Genomic DNA, 15,429 nt, shown 5'->3' with positions numbered 1-15,429 from the left:
CGCCAGCCGGCTCGCCCGCCGGACGAGCCGCCCCCGCCGTCCGGCCGCCCCCACCCCCTGCCCCCCGTTTGCTGCTGCTAGCACTCTGCTTGCATTTGCAAGCACCCTGGGGCAGGGTGGTGGCATGGCCTCACTGAACGTCGGCTCGCTGGGCGAGTACATCCGCGAGCAGCGGCGCAACGCGCAGTACTCGCTGCGGCAGTTGGCGGAGGCCGCCGGCGTGTCCAACCCGTACCTCAGCCAGATCGAGCGAGGGTTGCGCAAGCCGAGCGCGGAGATCCTCCAGCAGATCGCCAAGGCGCTGCGGATCTCGGCGGAGACGCTCTACGTCCAGGCCGGGATCCTGGAGGAGCGGCGCGGGGAGGGCCTGGAGCTGCGGGCCTCGATCCTGGCCGATCCGCTGATCAACGAGCAGCAGAAGCAGGCGCTGCTCGCGGTCTACGACGCCTTCCTCAAGGAGAACGCCGCCGGGAAGCAGCCCGACGACGAGGACGCGGACGAGGCACCCTAGTCACCAGCACGGGAGGACCGGCCATGCCGATCACGGACGAGATCAAGAAGACCCTGACCGACCCGACCCCGCTCTACGCGCTCGCCGGCGCCGGGGAGCTCGCCTACGAGAAGCTGCGCGAGGTGCCGGGCAAGGTCGAGGCGCTCGCGGCGGACCGCAAGGGCACCCAGGAGAAGGCCACCGCCCGGCTGGCCGAGGCGCAGGCGAAGGTGACCGACACGGTCGCCGCCCTGCCGACCGACCTGAAGGCGCTGCAGGAGAAGGCGCAGGGCTTCGCCCTCCAGCAGGTCGGCCGCGCGGTCGAGCTGGCGGTGAAGGCCAAGGAGACCTACGACGAGCTGGCCGAGCGCGGCAAGGTCGCGGTGGACCGGGGCCGCGGCGCCGGTGCGGCGGGCCCGGACGAGACGGTGGCGGAGCGGATCGACGCCGAGTCGGCCGGGGCCGAGCTGGCGGACGCCGAGCCGGTCGAGGGCGAGCTGGTCGAGGACGAGGCGCCGGCCGCCCCGAAGCGGGGCCGCTCCCGCAAGACCGCCGAGTAGACCGCCGAGTAGACCGCCGAGTAGCGCCCCGAACTCCCCGGGCACCCCGGGTGCCGCCGGGACGTTGACCCCGTGGCGGGCGGCCCGCCGTGCCAGGATGGGCGGGCCGGGGTTCCGCAGCGAGACGCAGAGGAGGCCGTCATGGCCGGTGTGGGCCAGATCCTGTTCCTGGACTTCCTGAACCCGTTCTGGTGGATGGCGGTCGCCATCCTCGGCTACAAGCTGTTCGCGCTGATCGACGCGGCCATCCGCCCGGAGGACGGCTACCGGGCGGCGGACAAGAAGACCAAGGGCTTCTGGTTGGCGATCCTCGGCGTCGCGTTCGGGCTGGACCTGCTGTTCGGCGCGAACTTCATGACCAGCTTCCTCACCCTCGGGGGCCTGGTCGCGGCGATCGTCTACGTGGTGGACGTCCGCCCGGCGATCCGGGCGCTGACCAACCGGGGCGGCGGCCGGGGCGACCAGCGCAACATGGGGCCGTACGGGCCCTGGTGACGGGCGCCCGTCCGGATCGGTGACGTCCAGGGCATGAGCCGAGCCCCGGCGTCCGGCGGCTCGACCGCGCGGACGCCGGGGCTCGTCGCCTTCCGGGCACCACCGGGGCTGGTCGCCCTCCGGCCACTCGGCCGGGGGATCAGCCCAGGATCAGGTGCGCCGGGTTGCGCTCCAGCAGCAGCACCGCGACGTCGTCCGTCAGGGCGCCGCCGTTGAGCTCCTCGACCTCGGCGATCGCGCTGTCCACCAGCCGGCCCCGGGTCAGCCCGGCCGACTGGTGGTCGCCGATGAGGTCGGCCAGCCCGTCCTGCCCGAGGCGGCGCGAGCCGGCGCCGATCCGGCCCTCGATCAGCCCGTCGGTGTAGAGCAGCAGCCGCCAGCCGGGCGGCAGGTCGAAGCGGTGCGCGGGCCAGACGGCCTGGCCGTCGTCGCAGGGGAGCAGGCCCAGGGCGGGTCCGGCGTGGTCGGCCGGCAGGCTCAGCGGCGTGTGGTCCGCGCCGAGCAGCAGTGGCGGCGGGTGGCCGGCGAGGTAGAGCCGGGCCTGTTCGGCGTGGCCCGGGGCGGTGGCGTCGGCGGGTTCGATGACCAGCATGCAGAGCGTCGCGAAGATCTCGTCGCTGCGGCGTTCGTGCTCCAGCACGTGCTGGAGGGTGGTGAGCAGGCGCTCGCCGGTGAGGCCGGCGAAGACCAGGGTGCGCCACGCTATCCGGAGCGCCACGCCGAGCGCGGCCTCGTCCGGGCCGTGCCCGCAGACGTCGCCGATCACCACGTGGACGGTGCCGTCGTCCTTGCGGACCGCGTCGTAGAAGTCGCCGCCGAGCAGGGCGCGGCGGCGGCCGGGGCGGTAGCGGCGGGTGAAGGAGAGGCCGGCGCCGTCGAGCAGCGGGGTGGGCAGCAGGTGGCGCTGGAGGCGGGCGTTCTCCTGGCCGCGCAGTTCGGCCTCGACGAGCCGACGCTGCGACTCGTCGGCGCGCTTGCGTTCGACCGCGTAGCGCAGGGCGCGGGCCAGCAGCGGGCCGTCCGTCTCGTTCTTGATCAGGAAGTCCTGGGCGCCGGCGGCCACCGCGGCGGCGCCGAGCTGGACGCCGGCGGCGTCGGTGAGCACCACGACGGCGGTGTGCGGGGCGCGCCGGAGCAGTTCGTGCAGGCCCTCCAGGCCGTCGGAGGCGTCCGAGGGGTGCGCCAGGTCGGCGGGGGCGGCGAGGTCGAGCAGGACGCAGCTGAAGTCGTTGCCGCGCGGCCGCCCGCGCCGGGGGCCGGCCGGGGCGGGGGCGAGCAGGTCGAAGGCCTGGTCGAGGCCGCGGGTCCAGTGGATCTCGATCGGGGCGCCGCTGTCGGCGACCGCGGCCTTGAGCAGCTGGGCGTCGGTGGCGTCGTCCTCGATGACCAGCAGTTTGAGCGGGGCGGCGGCGAGCGGGGTGGTCCGGCCGCCGGGGCGGGGGTCCGACCGGGGGTGAGGTATCGGCGCGGCCGCCATGGTCGGTCCGGCCGGCTGCTCGGCGGGGGTCGACGGCTCGGCGGCAGGCTCGGAACGGGCGTCGTCCGGGCCGCCGTCCAGGGCGTCACCAGGTGCCCGCCCGTCTCCCGTTGCGGGCATCGGCTGATCCTCCCTTTCCCCGAGTGCGTAACGGCCGGCGTCCGTCCGCAGTGCCCGCTTGGCACCCTGCGTCGGGGAACTTCTCGCGACCATAACGTGATCTCCGGGGATTTCTCTGACCGACCGGCGCCGTGACGGCTGTCGCCACGCCGGTGGCGGTGTGTTGGATGAAGGCAGTGAACACGAGCCGGGGCCCGTACTGCCGGGGGCTGCGACGGGCCGGAGAAGGGGGTACGACATGGTGACGCGGATCACCCTGGTCGAGGGTGACATCACGGCACAGCAGGTGGACGTGGTGGTGAACGCCGCCAATTCCTCTCTGCTGGGCGGCGGAGGCGTGGACGGCGCGATCCACCGCAAGGGCGGACCGCGGATCCTGGAGGCCTGCCGCGAGCTGCGGGCCTCGCACTACGGCCGGGGACTGCCCACCGGGCAGGCGGTGGCGACCACGGCCGGCGACCTGCCGGCCCGCTGGGTGGTGCACACCGTGGGGCCGGTCTACCTGGCGGACGAGTACGACGAGCGGGCCGGGCTGCTGGCCTCCTGCTACCGCGAGTCGCTCCGGGTGGCGGCGGAGCTGGGCGCGGGCACGGTGGCCTTCCCGGCGGTGTCGGCCGGGATCTTCGGGTGGCCGCCCGAGGACGCGGCCAGGATCGCGCTCGGCACCGCCGCGGCGGTGACGGCGGAGCCCGAGCCCGGGACCGGCCTGGACGGACTGGAGGAGGTGCGGTTCGTGCTGTTCGGGCGGGAGATGTACGAGGTCTTCGCGGGTGTCGGGCGGGAGCTGGGGCTGGGGCTGCCGGGGCGGGAGTGAGGCGCCGATCGGCTGTCCCCATGGTGGCGTGACGAGGCGTCAACACGCCAGGGATATTCGATAACTCGTTCGAGTGAAGTCGCGGACCGGGCGGCCGGGGCGGTCGGTCGGGTTCGGTCGGCCGGGGCGGTCGGTCGGGTCCGTCGGCCGGACTACGGGGCCAGCGCCGTCCAGGGCAGGGTGACCTCGCCCTGCCGCCACCGCCCGCGCGCGTCCACCAGCGGCCAGGCGCCGGTCAGCGCGGTGCAGGCGGCCACCCAGCGCTGCCGGGCGCCGAACGCCCCGTACGGCGCCGCCGCCGCCCAGGCGCGGTCGAAGTCGCGCAGGAAGGCGTGCACCGGTCGGCCCGGCACGTTGTGGTGGATCAGCGCCTTCGGCAGCCGCTCGGCCAGGTCGGACGGCTGGCCGAGGCCGCCCAGCCGGGCGGCGAAGGTCACCGTGCGGGGCCCCTCCGGGCCGAGCGCCACCCAGACGTGCCGGCGGCCGATCTCGTCGCAGGTCCCCTCGACCAGCAGCCCGTCCGGGGCCAGCCGGGCGCACAGCCGCTCCCACACGCCGGCCACCGCGGACTCGTCGTACTGCCGCAGCACGTTGGCGGCCCGGATCAGCTGGGCCGGGCCGCCGCCGTCCAGCGGGACCTCGAAGCCGCCGCGCCGGAAGGTCAGCAGCGGCGGCACCGCGTACGGCAGGGCGGCGGTCACCCGGGCCGGCTCGATCTCGATCCCGACCACCCGGACGTCCGGCCGGACGGCGCGCAGCCGCCCGGACAGCTCGACCGCCGTCCACGGCGCGGCGCCGTACCCGAGGTCGACGGCGACCGGCGGCCGGTCGGCGGAGCGCAGCGCGGGGCCGAGCGTGTGGGCGATCCAGCGGTCCATCCGGCGCAGCCGGTTGGTGTTGGTGGTGCCGCGGGTGACGGTGCCCACTGGCCGCCCCGCCTGCCCGCGGGCAGGCGCGGTCACGGAGTCGAAGGAGGAGGCGGCCATGCCCCACAGGGTACGGGGCACCCCGATCCCCACGCCGCCCCCGGCCGCCGCCGCCAACGGGCCCTCGCGCTCCCGCCGGCGCACCGCTCCCACTCGCCCCGCCCACAGGCCCCCGCCCCGTCGCCCCGCGCTCCCGCGTCCCCCGGTGCGCCGCTTCCCGGCCCGCCGCCCCGCCCGCCGACCCCCGCTGCCCGGGTGCGCCATCTCGTGCACGGCCCCATGTCGTCCCCCGCCCCCTCGCCCCGCGCTCCCGCGCCCCCCGGTGCGCCGGTTCCCGGCCCGGCGCCGCGCGCGCCGACCCCCGCCGTCCCCCGGTGCGCCACCTTGTGCACCACCCCCGTCGTCCCATCGGCCATCTCACCCCGCGGGACGGGAATGCCGGTCGGTGACGACGTGGTTGGCACACTGGTGGTGATGTGTGCCCGGACGGGGCGGCAGGCCGTCGCGTCGCAGCACGCGCCGCGGCCCTGCGGCGCGGGCGGCGGCGCGCACACCGGACAGCAGGCAGCACGCAAGCAGGCTGCAGAGACGGGCAGCACACGAGGAGGCTTCAGCCAGGTGATCCAGCACCCCGTCCGTTCGGTTCGCCGTGCCCAGCCGGCCACGCCCGCGCGCGGCCGGCTCCAGTCGCTCGTCCAGGGCGGCCGCCGTCGCCCGCGCCGGATAGCCATGCTCAGCGTCCACACCTCCCCGCTGCACCAGCCGGGGACGGGCGACGCGGGCGGCATGAACGTCTACATCGTCGAGCTGGCCAAGCGGCTGGCCGAGCTCGACATCGAGGTCGAGGTCTTCACCCGGTCGATCTGCTCGGACGACGCCCCCACCGTCGAGCTGGCCCCGGGCGTGCTGGTCCGGCACGTGACGGCGGGCCCGTACGAGGGCCTGCTGAAGGAGGACCTGCCGGCCCAGCTCTGCGCCTTCACGCACGGCGTGCTCCGCACCGAGGCGGGCCACCGCCCCGGTCACTACGACCTGGTGCACTCGCACTACTGGCTCTCCGGCCACGTCGGCTGGCTGGCCGCGCAGCGCTGGGGCGTGCCGCTGGTGCACACCATGCACACCATGGCGAAGGTGAAGAACGCGGCGCTGGCCGAGGGCGACACCCCCGAGCCGGCGGCCCGGGTGATCGGCGAGAGCCAGGTGGTGGAGGCGGCCGACCGGCTGATCGCGAACACCACCGAGGAGGCCGCCGAGCTGGCCAGGTTCTACGCGGCCCGCCCGGACCAGCTGGCCGTCGTCCACCCGGGCGTCAACCTGGACGTGTTCCGCCCCGGCACGCCGGACTCCGCTGCGGCCCGCCGGGCCGCCCGGGCCCGGCTCGGGCTGCCCGCGGACGCCGCGGTGCTGCTGTTCGCCGGCCGGATCCAGCCGCTGAAGGCCCCGGACGTGCTGCTGCGCGCGGTCGCCGAGTTGCTGGAGCGGCGCCCGGAGCTGCGCGAGCGGCTGGTGGTGCCGGTGGTCGGCGGCCCGTCCGGCACCGGTCTGGCCAGACCGGAGAGCCTGCACAAGCTGGCCGCCCAGCTGGGCATCGGCGACGTGGTGCGGTTCCACCCGCCGGTGGGCCAGGCGACGCTCGCCGAGTGGTACCGGGCGGCGACGGCGCTGGTGATGCCCTCGTACAGCGAGTCGTTCGGGCTGGTCGCGCTGGAGGCGCAGGCCTGTGGCACGCCGGTGGTGGCGGCCGCGGTGGGCGGTCTGCCGGTCGCCGTCCGGGACGGTCTGACGGGCACCCTGGTGCGCGGCCACGACCCGGTGGCCTGGTCGCACGCGCTGGAGCCGTACGTCACCGACCCGGAGCTGGTGGCCCGCCGGGGCGCGGCCGCGGCCCGGCACGCGGCCGGGTTCGGCTGGGACACCGCGGCGGCGACCACCGCGGAGGTGTACGCCGGCAGTCTGGCCCGCCCGGCCGGCCTGCTCGGCGGCGCCCGCCGGCTGCTCGCCTAGGCCGTGTCCCGGGGGCGGCCGGTGCGCTGCTGCGCGCGGCCGTACCCCCGAGTAACGTCACCCCCATGGCAATCCGCACCAAGGACGAGGCCCTGACCCTGCTGCGCGCCGCCCTGGACGAGGCCGGGGTGGCCTGGGAGCCGGCCCCCACCGACCCGTTCACGCTGGTCGCGACGCTCCCGGGCACCCGCAAGCTGAGCACCACGTGCGCGCTGCGGGTCGGCGACCACACCCTGTCGGTGAACGCCTTCGTGGTCCGGCGTCCGGACGAGAACCACGAGGCCGTCTACCGCTGGCTGCTGGAGCGCAACACCCGGCTGTACGGCGTCGCCTACGCGGTCGACCAGCTCGGGGACGTCTACCTGGCGGGCCGGCTGCCGCTGGAGGCGCTGACCCCGGACACGGTGGACCGGCTGCTGGGCACGGTGCTGGAGAACGCCGACGAGCCGTTCAACACGCTGCTGGAGCTGGGCTTCGCCACCGCGATCCGGCGGGAGTGGGAGTGGCGGACCAAGCGCGGGGAGTCCACCCGCAACCTGGCCGCCTTCGCCCACCTGGCCGGCCCGGTCTCGGCGGCCGCCGCCACGCCGGACACGGCCGCCGAGTAGCGGCTCAGCCGCCGGCCGCGGCCCGCTCCGGCTCGGCGTCCGCCTTCCGGAGCGCCACTGGCGCGGGCTCCGCGACCGCGGCGAGCGCCGCCCCCGGCCGCCGGCCGAGCAGCACGTAGCCGCCCGCCGCGACCGTGCCGAGCACCCCGCACGCCCCCCAGGTCACCGCGCTGCCGGCCCGCTCCAGCAGCACCCCGCCCGCCGCCGGCCCGAGGAACGAGGCGAGCGACCAGGACAGCGAGTAGACACCCTGGTAGCGGCCGCGCGCCCGGGTCGGCGACAGCTCGGTGACCAGCCCCATCATGGTGGGCGCGTTCAGGATCTCGCCGAGCGTCCAGACCGCCACGGTGAAGGCGTAGAACCACGCCGAGGAGCCGGCCAGCGCGGTCAGTCCGAAGCCCCAGCCGATGAGCAGCGCGCTGGCGACCAGCAGCGCGGTCCGGCTCCGGCCCTCCATCCACTTGGTGACCGGGATCTGCAGCACCACGATGAGCAGCCCGTTGAGGCCGATGACCAGCCCGTACTCGTGGGCGGTGATGCCGGCCCGGCCCATGTCCACGGCGAGGATGGTGGAGCCCTGCTGGGCGACCAGGGCGAGCAGCAGGTTGAGCCCGACCACGGCCATGAACCGGCCGTCCCGGAACACCGTGAGGAGGCTGACCCGCGGCTCGCCGGACTTGGCGAGGGGGGCGTCCGGCTTGGTCTCCGGGATGCGGACGAAGATGACCAGCGCGCAGATCAGCGTGGAGAGCGCGTCCAGCAGGAACAGCGTGAGGTAGCCGTGGGTGGCGATCAGGCCGGCCGCGGCCGCCGAGAGGCCGAAGCCGATGTTGATCGCCCAGTAGTTCAGCGCGTAGGCGCGGACCCGGTCCGCGGCGGGCACGATGTCCGCGATGATCGCCGAGGTGGCCGGCCGGGTCGCGTTGTTGCAGAAGCCGACCAGGAAGGCGACCACCGCGATGGCCACCTGCCCGTCGGTGAAGCCGAGCACCGCGGTGAACAGCGCGGTGCCGAGCTGCGCGGCGACCAGCGTCGGCCGCCGCCCGATCCGGTCGCTCAGCACCCCGGCGACGACCGACGCGATCGCCGAGCCGAGGCCGAAGAGCGAGGCGACCAGACCGGCGTACGAGGCGGAGTAGCCCCGATCGGTTGTCAGGTACAGTGCCAGAAAGGTGACCACGAACGCGCCGAGCTTGTTGATCAGCGTGCTCGTCCAGAGCCACCAGAACTGGCGCGGCAGGCCGCCCATCGTCTCGGCGGCGGATCTGCGGACGCGGACGAGCAGGGGTGAATCGGGCATGTGGGGGCTCCCGGGCAGGCGGACGTCCGCTGAGACGGAAGGGCAGGACCGCCCAGCGAGAGGGTAAGTGGCACTGGCGCAGTGCACACCTTACCGATCAGAGAGGGCGCCCACCAGGGGTTTTTCCGGGCTCCACTAAGCTGGGCGCCATGGCTGACACGACGTACCGACTCATCCTGCTCCGTCACGGCGAGAGCCAGTGGAACCAGAAGAACCTGTTCACCGGTTGGGTCGACGTCGACCTCAACGAGAAGGGCGAGAAGGAGGCCGCGCGCGGTGGCGAGCTGCTCGCCGCCGAGGGCTTCCTGCCGGACGTCCTGCACACCTCGCTGCTGCGCCGCGCGATCCGCACCTCGCAGATCGCCCTGGACAAGGCCGACCGCCACTGGATCCCGGTCAGCCGCAGCTGGCGCCTGAACGAGCGCCACTACGGCGCCCTGCAGGGCAAGGACAAGGCCCAGACCCTGGCCGAGTTCGGTGAGGAGCAGTTCCAGCTCTGGCGCCGCTCGTACGACACCCCGCCGCCGGTGCTGGCCGACGACAACGAGTACTCGCAGGCCGGCGACGCCCGCTACGCCGACATCCCGAGCGAGCTGCGTCCGCGCACCGAGTGCCTGAAGGACGTCGTCGAGCGGATGCTGCCGTACTGGTACGACGCCATCGTCCCGGACCTCGCCGCCGGCCGGACCGTCCTGGTCACCGCCCACGGCAACAGCCTGCGCGCGCTGGTCAAGCACCTCGACGGCATCTCCGACGCCGACATCGCGGGCCTGAACATCCCGACCGGCATCCCGCTGGTCTACGAGCTGGACGCCGACTTCAAGCCGCTCGTCAAGGGCGGCCGCTACCTCGACGCGGAGGCCGCCGCCGCCGCCATCGAGGCGGTCAAGAACCAGGGCAAGAAGTAACCCACTTGCCGAAACGGCCCCTCACCTGCGCGTATGGCGCTGGTGAGGGGCCGTCTTCATCCCGGGGCCGCCTGTGGGCCGTCAGCCTTCGTGATCTTGAACCCCGAAGACCCCTTCGATCGCCTTCCGGGCCCGGTGTCGGCCGTCCGGCAGCAGGTGCGCGTATACCCGCAGCGTCAGCCCCGGATCGGCGTGGCCCAGGTACTCGCTGACGACCTTGATGCTCTCGCCGGCGTCCAGCAGCACCGAGGCGTAGAAGTGCCGCAGTGCGTGCATGCCGTGCTCGCGGGCGGCGGCGTAGGACTCGCCCCGCGCCCGGGGCGGGATCACCCCGGCGGCGGCCAGCGCGGGCTTCCAATAGTCCTCGTTGAGCATGCCGCGCCAGACGATCGAGTCCGAGACGCTGGTGAAGATCAGCTGCTTGGTGACCGGCGGCCCGCCGGTCTTCATCCACGGCAGGGTGACCTCCACCGGCGGGAAGCTCTTCATGTGGGCCCGGAGCACGTCCGCCACCGGCCCGGGGAGCGGCACGCTCCGCAGCGTCCCGCCCTTCGGCGGGGCGAACACTGGCTTGCTGAGGCTGAGCTTGAGCTGCTGGGTGACGTGCATCGTGCCCGCCTCGAAGTCGAGCGCGTCCACGGCCAGGCCGAGGATCTCGCCCTGCCGCAGCCCGCAGCCGGCACCGACATCCACGGTCGCCCGGTACCGCTCGGTCATCGCGGCCCGGACGGCGAACACCCGCTCCGGCTGCCACGGGACGACCCGCTTCGACCCGACGACCGGCGGCTTGACCGTCTGCGCCGCGCACGGGTTCCGGGGCAGGTGACCGTCGTCCACGGCCGCGCTCAGCACGGCGCGGACGTTGGAGAAGATGACCCGGGCGTACGAGCCGGAGATGCCCGACGTCTCCAACTCCGCCACGAACTCCCGGATGTGCCCCGGCTGGAACGACCCGAGCGGCCGGGCCCCGATCCGGGGGAAGGCGTGCTTCCGCAGCTGCGAGCGCATCGACGCCTGCGTGTTGGGGTCGCTGGTCTGGCTCCGCAGCCAGTGCTCGGCGAACTCCTGGAACGTGGTCTTCGCCGCCGCCGGGTCGAGGTACTGCCCGCGCGACATGTCGGCCTCGATCCGGGCCAGCCACTCCTCCGCCAACCGCTTCTGGCGGTCGGGGAAGGACTTGGACTTCTCGGTGCCGTCCGGCGCGACGTACCGGGCGCGGTAGCGCTTGCCGGTGCCGTAGCGGTCGGTGCGGACGCGCTGCGGCTTGCCGTCGGGGCCGGGCTCGGTCTTGTACCAGCGGTCTTGGATGTGGCCGGCCATGGGGCCGCTCCTTTGTGGTCGGGGCTGTAGTCGACGTGTGGTCGGGGTGTAGTCGGGCCTGTAGTCGAGGCGTTTCCGCAGGTCGCGCGGCGGGTGTAGTCGAGGAGGCGGGCGGCCGACGGCCCTCGGGGGAGGGGGTCGGGGTGGCCCGGCGGACGACGGCCGGGGCGATGCCTGGGGGCGGTCGTGGGGAGGGTGTCCGGGGCGGCCCCGCCGGGTGGTTGGGCCGGTGCTGGGCGGGCTTCGGGCCTACCGGCACTGGCACGCTGAGGGGCTGCGGGTGGCTGCCCGGCGGGGGTGCTGGGAGGGGGTGTGTGGTGGGGCAGGGAGGGAGGCGTCCGGTACCGGGAGAGGGGCCGTTCTCGGGGCGTTCGGCGGGGGCTGTGGGGTGCCTCCCTGCCTCCCTGTGGCGGGGTATGTGCTGGTGGGGGTGGGGGCCGGTGTCAGGGAGGCGGGGAGGGAGTTCTCCCTGCCTCCCTGGCGGGTCCCTGATCGGTCAGGCGGCCTGTTGGGTCTGGTCGGTGACCCATTGGGCGACGGCGTCGGGGTGGTAGCGGAGGTGTCGGCCGGCGCGGAATGCGGGCGGGCCGGTGCGCTTGCGGCGCCACTGGTAGACGGTTTCCAGGGGGACTCCGAAGAGGGAGGCGATGTCTTCGGGGCTGAGGAAGCGGGTGGGCAGGGGCGCGGCGGTGGGCGGGGTGCGGCGGTCGGCCAAGGTGCTCTCCAGGGACGGTCGGTTGCGGTGGGTGACGGTGCCGGGGGTGTCAGGGCGACCGTCAGGGGCGTCAGGGCCGTCAGGGCGGTTCGGCGGGGGGTGGTTCGGTGGGTGTCAGGGCCGTCAGGCTGGCTCCCGGCCGGGGTGTCAGGACCGTCAGGGCGGGCGTCGGGTGGGGTGTCAGGGCCGTCAGGACGGGGTGTCAGACGCGTCAGCTCGCGCGCGCGTGCGCGTTACCCGGGGAATCGGGGCCCGCCGGCGTCAGACGGTTTCTGACGCCCGGGGTCTGATGGCCGGGCTTCGGCTCTCTTGTGACGGAGGGTGATCTCCCACCCACCCCCCACCCGGCCGGAGAACGTCCTCCCGGGCCTGTGAGCGGGTGGGGGAGGGCTTTCCCGGGTGGGGGGTGGGTGGGGGGAGGTTGCGAGCGGTCACCGGGCGGGCGGCTTGTGCTCTGGTGGCTAGCGGCCGGGGAGGGGCGTGGGGCCGGGCTGTGGGTGTGTTGCGGAGTTCGGCCGGCGGGGCGTGCTAGGTGCTAGGTGGCTGGTCGTGGCCGGGGTTGCCCGCTAGCGGGGGTGCTAGGTCTAGCGGGTGGTGGTGCTAGACCGGGCGGGCTGTGGGGCGGGGTGGCCGGTGCTTGGTGGGGAGCGGGCGCGGGGCGTTGTGGCGGCCGGTGGTGCGTCGGTTCGGGTCGGCCGGGCGGGGGCTGTGGTGGGTGTGCGGGGCATCGTGGGTCTCCGTTGGGTGGGTGTCAGGGGGTTCAAGATCGGGTGCCAGCGGGGGTGACAGTCGGGGTGACAGGCGCCGACTGGCGGTCTCGCGCGCGCGTTACCTGGGGAAATCGGGCCGGGGTGCCAGTCGCCGACTGGCGCCTGTCACCTGACAGTTGGCCCGGCTGGCGGGGCCGGGGCTGGTTGGTGGCCGTCCCCCGGGGTGGTCCGGAAAGGCCGGAAAGGCCGGAATGGGGTCTGAGCTGGGGTTTTGTGTGGCGGAAAGCCGTCCGGAATGGTCTGGAAAGGGTCCGGGATGGGTGACGGCCGGGGTTCGCGGACCCCTTTGCGGACCATCGCGGACCACTTTCCGCCAGCCGTTTCCGCAGGTCAGAAGCCTTTACAGGCTTTCCGGCCTTTCCGGACCGCCTGTCAGTCGGGCGGGGCGTAGAGGTAGACGGTCTGGTGGCGGCCGCCGGTGGACAGCTGGGCGGCGGCGAACCCGGGCAGCTGCACCAGGCGGGCGGTGACGTCGGCGCGCTGGGTGGCGTTCAGCCGCTTCAGCAGCACCTGCACCTGCGACTGCGTCATCCCGGACGGCCCGGCGGTCTTCACCGCGTTCAGGAGCTTGTCGAGGTGCGGGTCGCCGGTGCTGGCGGCGGCGGTGGGGCCGAGGATGTGGGCGGCGCTGGCGCGGGCGTACCGGACCAGGGCCCAGGCGGCGCGCAGGTGGTCTTCGCCGATGCGGTCGGTGTGGTCGAGGAGGGCGTAGACCATGGCGGCGCGCTTGGCGTAGGGGGCGGCGCGGGCGGTGAACTCCGCGATCGGGCCCTCGTCGCCTTCGTCCCCGCACAGCGCCGGGTACACCTCCTCCCGCCACAGCTGCGCGGCCTGCTGGTCGAGCTGGACCTCTCCGACGCGGCGGGCGTCGGTGAGCACGGTCTTCCACGCCGTGGCGAGATTGTCGATCAGCTGGTCGGGGGCGCCCTGGCCGTCGGGGTCGAGGAGGTTGCGGTGGACGAAGACCGGCAGGAAGCGGTTGTAGGTGCCGCCGGCCATCTCGGCGTCCTGCATCTTCGCCCGCAGCTCGCGCGGGCTGATGTGGCCGATGACGGCGATGTGCGGGGCGGTGGCGTGCAGCGCGTCCCGGTTCATGACGCCCAGGTCCTCGCCGTTCCACGCCTGCCGCAGGATGCCGCTCAGCGACGACCCCTCCCGGCGGCCCCGGGCCATCGTGACGCCGTACTCCGACTCGACGACCCACAGGCGCTTGTCGAGGACGCCGGGGTCCTTGTCGCCGTCGCCGTCGCGGACCATCTCGATCAGGCCCTCGCCGGAGGAGAGGCCGGAGCGGGTGTTGCAGGCGATGAAGTCCGGCACGGCGGCCTTGAACAGGCGCTTCGCGGTGTTCGTCCCGGCGCCCTTGCGGCCGGCGGCGGTGGCGCCGACGGTGAGGGCCCAGATGAGGGCGGGGTGGCGGTCGTTGCCGATCCACATGAACGGGCCCGGGCCGATCGCGGCGCCGCCGGCGGACAGCAGGTTGACCAGGACGCCGACGGGGTCGGCCTCGGTGGTCGGGTCGAGGTCGCGGACGGTGGAGCCGACCCAGCCGCAGAACACCTCCGGGTCCGGCACCGGGCCCGGCCGCGTCGGCCGGTCGATCCCGCCGGCCGGGTCGTACATCGGGTTGGCGGCCTGTGGTCGGCCGTCGGCGGGGGTGGCGAGGTGGAGTTCGACGGGCATCAGGCGCTCTCCGCAAGATCGGGGGCGGTGGTGGTGTCGGGGAGGTCGGCCTGACGGCCGTCGGGGCGGTGGTGGCGGTGCCAGCCGGGCCGTCCGGGGATCGCCACCGGCGGCCAGGCCGGAGAAGCGCTCACCGGCCGGTGGGCGGCCTCGGCTGCGCGGGCCCGCTGCTCGGCCAGCTCCAGCGCGGTGGGGTGGTTGGACCAGGCCCGCACCGTGCGCACCAGCTCCTTCCAGGCGGCTTCGTCCTCGGCCACCCACGCGGCGCGGGCCCGCTCGCCGAGCACCAGGTCCGTGCGGAGGCCGGCGTGGATCGCCTCGGGCGCCTGCTCGGCCTGCTGGCGCCAGGCTTCGGCGGCGGTGACGAGAGCGGCCTCCCGGCGTGGGTCGCCGGCGGGCAGGGCGGCGAACGCAGGGGAGCCGTAGGCGGGGATGCCGACGGGCTGTCCCCACCGGTCGAACACCACCGCCGGGCTGATCCTGCGGAGCACGCTCACGAAGCGGTCGGCGGCCCACCGGGCGGTCGAGCGGTGCGCGTCCCGCACCGGCGCCGGGAGCGTGATCGGGTCGGGCAGGACCGTTTCAACCGCGTCCGGGTCCGCTTCGGCGGCACCGGCGAGCGTTTCGGCGGTACGGGCGGCGGGGGTGTTCACCGGGCGCTCACCGGCGCTCACGACACCGTGTCCACCGCTCACGGACGGGTCCGCTTCAGGTCCGCCGGGCGCCGTTTCGACCACACGGTCGGCCGCTTCGGGCGCGGGGTGAACGGGGCGGTGAACACCCGACCGGACGGCGCTCACGGCGGGGCGTTCACCGCTCACGGCGGCGCCGGTTTCGGGTCCACGGGCGCCCGTTTCAGCGGCGGCGGTCGGCGTTTCAGGGCCGGGTGGTGGAGCTTCGGGGGCGCGGGAGTCGGCCCCGTTCTGGCTGGTCACAGCTACTCCTCATGGGTTGGGAGTCGGGCTGGAAGTCGGGGGTGTTCACCGGGAACGGTCGGGTGTTCACCGGTGAGCGCGGTCGGCTGTCGGTCGGGCCGTGACCGCTGGTCAGGGGGCGACCGATGCTTGGGGGTAAAGGGCGGGAAGCGCTTCCCGGGAATCGGGAACGGTCGGCGGGAACGCCGGGAACGGGTTCCGTGAGCGGCGGTGAACAGTCGGGTGTTCACCGCCTGCCGGGCGGGCCTGAAAGTCGGCCGATTGCGCCTGAAGCGGGGGCGGCCGACTGGTCGGGTGAGCGGGT

14 protein-coding genes are annotated in these 15,429 nt (G+C 74.4%); 7 read left to right on the top strand and 7 right to left on the bottom strand.

Going from position 1 to position 15,429, the window contains the following annotated elements; all coding sequences use genetic code 11:
* Window positions 1-124 precede the first annotated feature (124 nt).
* The 3 genes from AB0N76_RS22120 (at window position 125) to AB0N76_RS22110 (ending at window position 1,545) form a co-directional block, all read left to right on the top strand.
* Window positions 125-511 carry a helix-turn-helix transcriptional regulator gene (locus AB0N76_RS22120; RefSeq protein ID WP_363559386.1) on the top strand — a complete coding sequence of 129 codons (387 nt, stop codon included), beginning with the start codon at window positions 125-127 and terminating at the stop codon, window positions 509-511.
* Between the two features lie 23 nt (window positions 512-534).
* Window positions 535-1,050 carry a hypothetical protein gene (locus tag AB0N76_RS22115; protein WP_363559384.1) on the top strand — a complete coding sequence of 172 codons (516 nt, stop codon included), beginning with the start codon at window positions 535-537 and terminating at the stop codon, window positions 1,048-1,050.
* Between the two features lie 141 nt (window positions 1,051-1,191).
* Window positions 1,192-1,545, top strand: a complete 354-nt coding sequence (locus AB0N76_RS22110; protein WP_363559382.1) for a DUF2516 family protein — start codon at window positions 1,192-1,194, stop codon at window positions 1,543-1,545.
* 139 nt (window positions 1,546-1,684) lie between these two features.
* On the opposite strand, the gene AB0N76_RS22105 is transcribed toward AB0N76_RS22110, so the two are convergent.
* A complete protein-coding gene (locus AB0N76_RS22105; protein ID WP_363559380.1) occupies window positions 1,685-3,142 on the bottom strand; it encodes a SpoIIE family protein phosphatase in 1,458 nt (485 codons plus the stop codon).
* A 238-nt stretch (window positions 3,143-3,380) separates the two neighbouring features.
* Here AB0N76_RS22105 and AB0N76_RS22100 point away from each other — a divergent pair, with 238 nt between their 5' ends.
* Complete coding sequence (locus AB0N76_RS22100) at window positions 3,381-3,956, top strand: O-acetyl-ADP-ribose deacetylase (RefSeq protein ID WP_363559378.1); 576 nt, start codon at window positions 3,381-3,383, stop codon at window positions 3,954-3,956.
* Between the two features lie 152 nt (window positions 3,957-4,108).
* On the opposite strand, the gene AB0N76_RS22095 is transcribed toward AB0N76_RS22100, so the two are convergent.
* Window positions 4,109-4,942, bottom strand: coding sequence for a class I SAM-dependent methyltransferase (locus AB0N76_RS22095; RefSeq protein WP_363559376.1), 834 nt, complete (start codon window positions 4,940-4,942; stop codon window positions 4,109-4,111).
* 558 nt (window positions 4,943-5,500) lie between these two features.
* Between AB0N76_RS22095 and mshA the strand changes: the two genes are divergently transcribed.
* On the top strand, window positions 5,501-6,886 hold the full coding sequence (gene mshA, locus AB0N76_RS22090) for a D-inositol-3-phosphate glycosyltransferase (protein ID WP_363559374.1): 1,386 nt from the start codon (window positions 5,501-5,503) through the stop codon (window positions 6,884-6,886).
* A gap of 65 nt (window positions 6,887-6,951) precedes the next feature.
* Window positions 6,952-7,494, top strand: coding sequence for a YbjN domain-containing protein (locus AB0N76_RS22085; RefSeq protein WP_363559372.1), 543 nt, complete (start codon window positions 6,952-6,954; stop codon window positions 7,492-7,494).
* Between the two features lie 4 nt (window positions 7,495-7,498).
* On the opposite strand, the gene AB0N76_RS22080 is transcribed toward AB0N76_RS22085, so the two are convergent.
* Entirely contained in the window at window positions 7,499-8,794 is a 1,296-nt protein-coding gene (locus AB0N76_RS22080) for an MFS transporter (protein ID WP_363559370.1), read from the bottom strand.
* 149 nt (window positions 8,795-8,943) lie between these two features.
* Here AB0N76_RS22080 and AB0N76_RS22075 point away from each other — a divergent pair, with 149 nt between their 5' ends.
* Window positions 8,944-9,702: a phosphoglyceromutase gene (locus AB0N76_RS22075; RefSeq protein ID WP_363559368.1), complete on the top strand. Its 759-nt coding sequence runs from the start codon at window positions 8,944-8,946 to the stop codon at window positions 9,700-9,702.
* 81 nt (window positions 9,703-9,783) lie between these two features.
* On the opposite strand, the gene AB0N76_RS22070 is transcribed toward AB0N76_RS22075, so the two are convergent.
* The 4 genes from AB0N76_RS22070 to AB0N76_RS22055 all read right to left on the bottom strand — a co-directional run bounded on the left by AB0N76_RS22070 (window position 9,784) and on the right by AB0N76_RS22055 (window position 14,864).
* The gene (locus AB0N76_RS22070) at window positions 9,784-11,022 is read right to left on the bottom strand and encodes a tyrosine-type recombinase/integrase (RefSeq protein ID WP_363559366.1); all 1,239 of its coding nucleotides are present in this window, start codon (window positions 11,020-11,022) and stop codon (window positions 9,784-9,786) included.
* Between the two features lie 496 nt (window positions 11,023-11,518).
* Window positions 11,519-11,737 carry a helix-turn-helix domain-containing protein gene (locus AB0N76_RS22065; protein WP_363559364.1) on the bottom strand — a complete coding sequence of 73 codons (219 nt, stop codon included), beginning with the start codon at window positions 11,735-11,737 and terminating at the stop codon, window positions 11,519-11,521.
* A gap of 1,142 nt (window positions 11,738-12,879) precedes the next feature.
* Window positions 12,880-14,190, bottom strand: coding sequence for a DUF3987 domain-containing protein (locus tag AB0N76_RS22060; protein ID WP_363559362.1), 1,311 nt, complete (start codon window positions 14,188-14,190; stop codon window positions 12,880-12,882).
* Window positions 14,190-14,864, bottom strand: a complete 675-nt coding sequence (locus AB0N76_RS22055) for a hypothetical protein (protein ID WP_363559360.1) — start codon at window positions 14,862-14,864, stop codon at window positions 14,190-14,192. Before AB0N76_RS22055 ends, AB0N76_RS22060 begins: the two co-directional genes overlap by 1 nt.
* Between the last annotated feature and the right edge of the window lie 565 nt (window positions 14,865-15,429).

The sequence above is a fragment of the Kitasatospora sp. NPDC093806 genome (assembly GCF_040683335.1).
In the GTDB taxonomy this organism is placed as follows: domain Bacteria; phylum Actinomycetota; class Actinomycetes; order Streptomycetales; family Streptomycetaceae; genus Kitasatospora.
This window is presented reverse-complemented; position numbering and strand designations above follow the sequence as displayed.